General features: G+C 38.2%; 2 protein-coding genes. One reads left to right on the top strand and one right to left on the bottom strand.

The features are described from left to right. Window positions 1–18: 18 nt before the first annotated feature. On the bottom strand, window positions 19–210 hold the full coding sequence (locus A2U94_RS20355) for a hypothetical protein (RefSeq protein WP_025910450.1): 192 nt from the start codon (window positions 208–210) through the stop codon (window positions 19–21). 189 nt (window positions 211–399) lie between these two features. Here A2U94_RS20355 and A2U94_RS20350 point away from each other — a divergent pair. Beyond that, the coding region (locus A2U94_RS20350; protein WP_353611600.1) for a helix-turn-helix domain-containing protein at window positions 400–497 on the top strand (98 nt) is incomplete at its 3' end.

Genomic DNA, 497 nt, shown 5'->3' with positions numbered 1-497 from the left:
CGCTCGTAAAATCCTGTTTCATCCCTTCAGCTCCTTCATAATGGTTTGGATAATGCGCTCATCTACGCCATTGAAGAAGGAAATTTCAGCCACAGCGGTTTTAATTACACAACTTGGCTCAGCAGTGTATTGGAGAGAATGATTCGAAGAAATTTCAACTGGAATAGGATCGAGTTTGACGGGAACAATGGTTAATTTGTTTGTAGACATAATGGCACCTCCTTTGATTGATACATTTATCGTACCGGTGTGACTGCTAGAATAAAGTGTACAGTTTTTGCTTGATAAGATGAAACGCTTATTTACCCAAATATACCAGCAAAAAATATCAACCTATCACTGTAAAATGATCATAGTTCATACTTGCAGTGGAGGTTAGCGAAGGTGGATAAGTGGGAAATGTACATGGAGATAAAGCAATTATTAAAGCAAGGATTTAGTCAGACAAAGATAGCTGAAAAGTTAGGGGTTTCTCGAACAACTGTTTACAGGCACTT

This window comes from Bacillus sp. VT 712 (assembly GCF_001614195.1).
GTDB classification, from domain to species: domain Bacteria; phylum Bacillota; class Bacilli; order Bacillales; family Bacillaceae_H; genus Priestia; species Priestia flexa.
This window is presented reverse-complemented; position numbering and strand designations above follow the sequence as displayed.

Coding starts and splice junctions, on each gene's coding strand:
- A2U94_RS20355 (WP_025910450.1), bottom strand. CDS start 210: ATGTCTACAAACAAATTAACCATTGTTCCCGTCAAACTCGATCCTATT.